Raw genomic sequence first — 5,325 nt, forward strand, 5'->3', positions numbered from 1 at the left:
ATGACAGGTCATTTGTTGGGAGGGTCTGGTGGCATTGAAGCAGTGGCTTCAGTGATGGCAATTGCCCATGACCAGATTCCACCAACGATAAATTTGAACAACCCAGACCCTGAATGTGATTTGGATTACGTACCCAATTATAGTCGCCAGCAGATGGTAGAAGTAGTGCTATCCAATTCCTTTGGGTTCGGCGGTCATAATGTAACCCTAGCCTTCAAAAAATACCGGGAAAGTGGGAATAAAGTTTGAACCGTTAACGGCTTACTCCGTAGGAGAACCAAAAGGGTAGCCTTGAGCTTATGGTGGGCATTGGGTGAAGGTAGGTCAAGGAAAAAACTACTAGTTCCAACTACTAGTTAATGATAGTTACTGAGTAACCCATATTCCCAGGCTTTATGGATTGTTTTCATCCTTGATGCTTCATCCTACCCTACAAGGGAAGCTATCCGGCGAACATCCTTCATGCTGAGCCAATCCCTATCTCTTGCTGATTGATCCCGGTAATGGGATTATGAGAAAGTACCTTTGGGTCAACCGAGAGCCACCCTTGTTTGAACTCAGACAAATTCTTGTTAGACCATAGTACACACATATCCATTAAACAGAAATTATGGCCGTTGCAACCCAGTCTCTCGAAGAACTTTGCATCAATTCCATCCGCTTCTTGGCGATTGATGCTGTAGAAAAGGCCAAGTCTGGTCATCCTGGGCTGCCCATGGGGGCGGCTCCTATGGCATTCGTGCTTTGGGACCGTTTTATGCGGTATAACCCCAAAAATCCCAATTGGTTCAACCGCGATCGCTTCGTCTTGTCGGCTGGTCATGGCTGTATGTTGCAATACGCCTTACTTTACCTAACTGGCTATGATGGTGTAACCATAGACGATCTTCAGCAGTTCCGCCAGTGGGAATCGGTCACACCTGGACACCCAGAAAACTTTGAAACCGATGGGGTTGAAGTAACTACTGGTCCATTGGGACAGGGAATTGCCAATGGTGTGGGTTTGGCAATGGCAGAAGCTCACTTAGCTGCTAGGTTCAACAAACCGGATGCTACGATTGTCGATCATTACACCTACGTCATCCTTGGTGATGGTTGCAACATGGAAGGGGTGTCTGGTGAAGCCTGTTCTTTAGCGGGTCACCTAGGACTTGGTAAACTCATCGCCCTCTACGATGACAACCATATTTCCATCGACGGCTCTACTGACTTAGCCTTTACTGAAGATGTGGGTAAGCGCTTTGAAGCCTATGGCTGGCACGTCAAACATGTAGAGAGTGGTAACACTGACCTCGAAGCTATCAATGATGCCATAGCAGCAGCCAAAGCCGTAACAGATAAGCCGTCTTTGATTAAGGTAACCACCACCATTGGCTATGGTTCTCCTAACAAAGCCAATTCACATGCTGTCCATGGTGCAGCTTTAGGTGGGGATGAAGTGGAGGCCACTCGCAAACACCTGGGATGGGAATATGAACCCTTTGTAGTTCCAGATGATGCTCTCAATCATTTCCGCAAAGCAGTGGAACGCGGTACGGAAGCGGAAGCTGCCTGGAATCAAACCCTAGAAGATTACAAAGCAAAGTATCCTGAACAAGCAGCAGAATTTGAGCAAATTACCAGTGGCCAACTCCCGGAAGGATGGGAAAAAGCCCTTCCCACCTACACGCCGGAAGACAAGGGAGTAGCAACCCGTAAACATTCTCAAGCCACTCTCAATGCACTTGCTCCCGTACTGCCTCAATTGATTGGTGGTTCCGCTGACCTCGCTCCCTCCAATCTCACTTTATTGAACATATCTGGGGATTTCCAGAAAGGGCAATATGAAAACCGGAACCTACGCTTTGGCGTCCGGGAACATGGTATGGGAGCGATTTGCAATGGCATTGCCCTTCACAACTCTGGCTTGATTCCCTATGGAGCCACCTTCCTGATTTTCACCGACTATATGCGGGCAGCAATTCGCCTGTCGGCTCTATCAGAAGCTGGGGTAATTTGGGTAATGACCCACGACTCGGTAGCCTTAGGTGAAGATGGTCCGACACACCAACCGGTTGAAACCATTGCTTCCCTAAGGACTATACCAAATCTGGTAGTCCTTCGACCTGCTGATGGCAACGAAACCTCTGGGGCTTATAAGGTAGCTATTGAGCGTCGTAATGCTCCAACTCTCCTCGCCTTTACCCGACAAGGTTTACCTAACCTAGCTGGTAGTTCCATTGAAGCCGCGACCAAAGGGGCTTACGTCCTCTCTGACAGCGATGGCACTCCTGACATTATCCTGATTGGTACTGGTAGCGAAGTGTCACTGTGTGTCCAAGGGGCTGAGCAGTTGCGAGAGGAAGGGAAGAAAGTCCGTGTTGTCTCCATGCCAAGCTGGGAACTTTTTGAAGCCCAGGATGAAGCCTATCGGGAATCCGTCTTGCCCAAAGCAGTTACCAAGCGCCTCGCGGTCGAAGCTGGTGTCAGCTTTGGTTGGTGCCGTTACTTGGGTAGCGAGGGTGATATGATTAGCATTGATCGCTTTGGTGTTTCTGCTCCCGGTGGCGTCGCTATGGCGAAGTTTGGTTACACGGTTGAGAATGTAGTCGCTAAAGCCAAAGCCTTGTTGGGATAATTAACCCAATATAATCCCTAATTCTACCTAACTCAGCTAGGGGAAACATTTCCCTGGTCATGGGAAGGCCAGAATAATGCTTGTTCTAGTGGCAGAGGGAAAAAGGGAGAGGAGAAACTCTCCCTTACCTCGACCACCACCAGGGCTGTTGGGTTTACCGTTCCCCCCCCAGATCAGCAATTCTAGGGCTTGATCAACTTGATCAAAAAAGTTGGCTTGGGTTACTCCCTCAGGCCTTAGCCAAGCAAGCAGGCTTTGACACTCCCCGGTCTAAAGACGCGGGGATTCTTAGTTCAACGAGCTGCCTTAAACCGCTATATCTTAATCATTGACGCCGCCAAAAATTAAGCAGTACCTGAACCAAAAACCCGTCAAGACTAAGAGTTCAGTTCAGTTTATAGCAGACCCAGCGGGCAATTCTCCCTAAGCGCTTGGCTACTTATTAGGAGTGCCTTAAGAAGTCCGTTTCCTCCCTTTTCGCCTGGTTTCGGTGTGCCGGAGACCAAACCTGATCAGAGGGTCGCCTTAATAAAAAAGTTTTAACCCTTTTATGCATAGCCTGTAACCGTTGGTGTGTGAACCCGAGCATTGCACATTTTGATAAAAAACACGGTACGGTGGGGTTAGAAGTTACCGTAATCAGAGGGTCGCCTTTAAGGGTTAATTGATGATTGGGTTTTTAAAGAGGACTTTCCCTACCCTCCGGGCATTACTACTTTTAGGTCATGCAGTGACGGGTCTGGGACCCGGTTGCGTCAAGGCCAAAGGCCACGCGGGGCGCGTTCGGTTTTTCAGCCTGTACCCTATACTTGAATGGTACTATAGCGCTATACAACTGTCAACACTTTTAGGTTCGAGATTCTTTACGGGCGGCTTTAGCCGCTATTCGCTTTCATCCCGGAGACGAAACCTGATCAGAGGGTCGCCTTACTACAAAGTTTTAAACCTTTTCTGCATAGCCCACTCACCCATAAAGGCGACCCTCTGATTGGGGTAACTTCTGACCCGCTCGCTTTGTGACGGGGTTTTCAGCGTTTAGATGCTGATAAAATTTGTGGAATTGGTTTGTGTAGCCCAAGACTAAATGCCCCCTTAGGCCATTAGCCAAAAGGGGGAAAGCCTGACTTGACCTTTTTGGCAACGTCAGTCCTGATGACGGCAACCTTGTATATTGGAGTATCGCTAAGATATACTTAGATCTACTTGATCATTAGCCCGTAGACCATGACCTGTCAAAATCTCATAGCCAAACAGATAAACACAGACAGTGGTCAGAACTATTTGCGTCTATCTGTTTTTGGGACAACTCAAAATCTATTTAGACAATCTGGTACTCATTGCGCCAGGTTTAAAGACTCTTCCTACCCAAGCAGATGAATAGGCCATGGGTTATGCTCGAGGAGATTCACTTTGAGACCTTTGAGACCATCCCTTAACCTGGTTGACCTCGGATGCCGACTCAGTTGGCACACGAGTAGCCAAGGCATTTTTAATGGGATTAGCAAAGTACCTTGGAGAACTTTGAACACGCTGGGCTAGTGTTAACAGCACATAGATGGTGATTAAGTAGCCAGTAGCTAGCAGGGGGATCATTAACGACATATCAATGTATAACATAAGAGTGAACAAGAGACAGATAGATGCAACGTTCTATAGAAATCTGCTGCAAAGCCATCCTAAAACCCTATAGTTCTAGGATATGGTTGCGGATAAAAGGTATGGGATACAGGTGTTTAATTCAGTTGACCGTAACCACCCTCGCCTAGCTAACTCCTGATCTTAAGGTGAGAATCATCTCAACTCAGGCTCCCGATTAGGCAACTTTTGGTGGTTATGTCTGGTTGACAAGTTTACTCAGTATCTATACTGAGATATAGACGGGATAGAAAGGCTTGTCTTGCCTAAGCCAACTTCTGTGCTATGGTGGGATCACCGAATTTAACTCTCCCCTTACCACATTTGGAATTCAGTATGTTAAATCTTTCAAACCCTCAATTATCAGGATAGCACAAAAATCCTGGGTAGCCATGCCGAGATCGCTACAGACTTAACAAGTCTATACAATTCCTCAGATTTCCTTCCAGTTCTGCCATAAACTCAACAAAATTTTCCGATCGGGGACGGTTAGCTTAGAATTAAGAAAGAAATATGTAAACTTTCGTAACTAACTTCTGAGTCGGCTGATCCATGACCTCAGTGACCTCCCTTTTTGCTTCCGTAGAAGCAGATCTGTATCTATTGAGTGAAAACTTAAAAAACCTGATTGGTGCCAGTCACCCAATCTTATACGCTGCAGCTGAACACTTATTCGGAGCTGGGGGAAAGCGGTTACGACCAGCCATTGTATTGTTGGTCTCACGGGCAACGATAACCAACTGCAAGATTACCCCACGTCATCGACGTCTAGCAGAAATTACTGAGATGATTCACACCGCTTCTCTGGTCCATGATGACGTGATAGATGAGTCAGAGGTACGCCGCACCGTACCCACTGTTAATAGCTTGTTCAATAACCGAATCGCTGTGCTAGCTGGTGACTTTCTGTTTGGTCAATCAGCTTGGTATCTGGCTAATCTCGATAACTTAGAGGTAGTTAAGCTGCTCTCTGAAGTGATTAAAGATATGGCAGAGGGAGAAATCCAACAAGGACTGAGTCGATTTGACACCACGACAACTATAGAAGGCTACTTGGCAAAGACTTATAACAA

3 protein-coding genes and 1 pseudogene are annotated in these 5,325 nt (G+C 47.0%); 3 read left to right on the forward strand and 1 reads right to left on the reverse strand.

Going from position 1 to position 5,325, the window contains the following annotated elements; genetic code table 11:
- Positions 1-249: pseudogene (locus F6K57_RS35715) on the forward strand (beta-ketoacyl-[acyl-carrier-protein] synthase II); the annotation flags it as partial.
- 361 nt (positions 250-610) lie between these two features.
- Positions 611-2,617, forward strand: coding sequence for a transketolase (gene tkt, locus F6K57_RS35720; protein ID WP_293017259.1), 2,007 nt, complete (start codon positions 611-613; stop codon positions 2,615-2,617).
- A 1,389-nt stretch (positions 2,618-4,006) separates the two neighbouring features.
- Here tkt and F6K57_RS35725 read toward each other — a convergent pair.
- Positions 4,007-4,234, reverse strand: coding sequence for a hypothetical protein (locus F6K57_RS35725; protein ID WP_293017258.1), 228 nt, complete (start codon positions 4,232-4,234; stop codon positions 4,007-4,009).
- Positions 4,235-4,804: 570 nt separating this feature from the next.
- Between F6K57_RS35725 and F6K57_RS35730 the strand changes: the two genes are divergently transcribed.
- On the forward strand, positions 4,805-5,325 hold a 521-nt coding region (locus tag F6K57_RS35730), incomplete at its 3' end, for a polyprenyl synthetase family protein (RefSeq protein WP_293072775.1).

This window comes from Moorena sp. SIO4A5, assembly GCF_010672005.1.
GTDB lineage: Bacteria > Cyanobacteriota > Cyanobacteriia > Cyanobacteriales > Coleofasciculaceae > Moorena.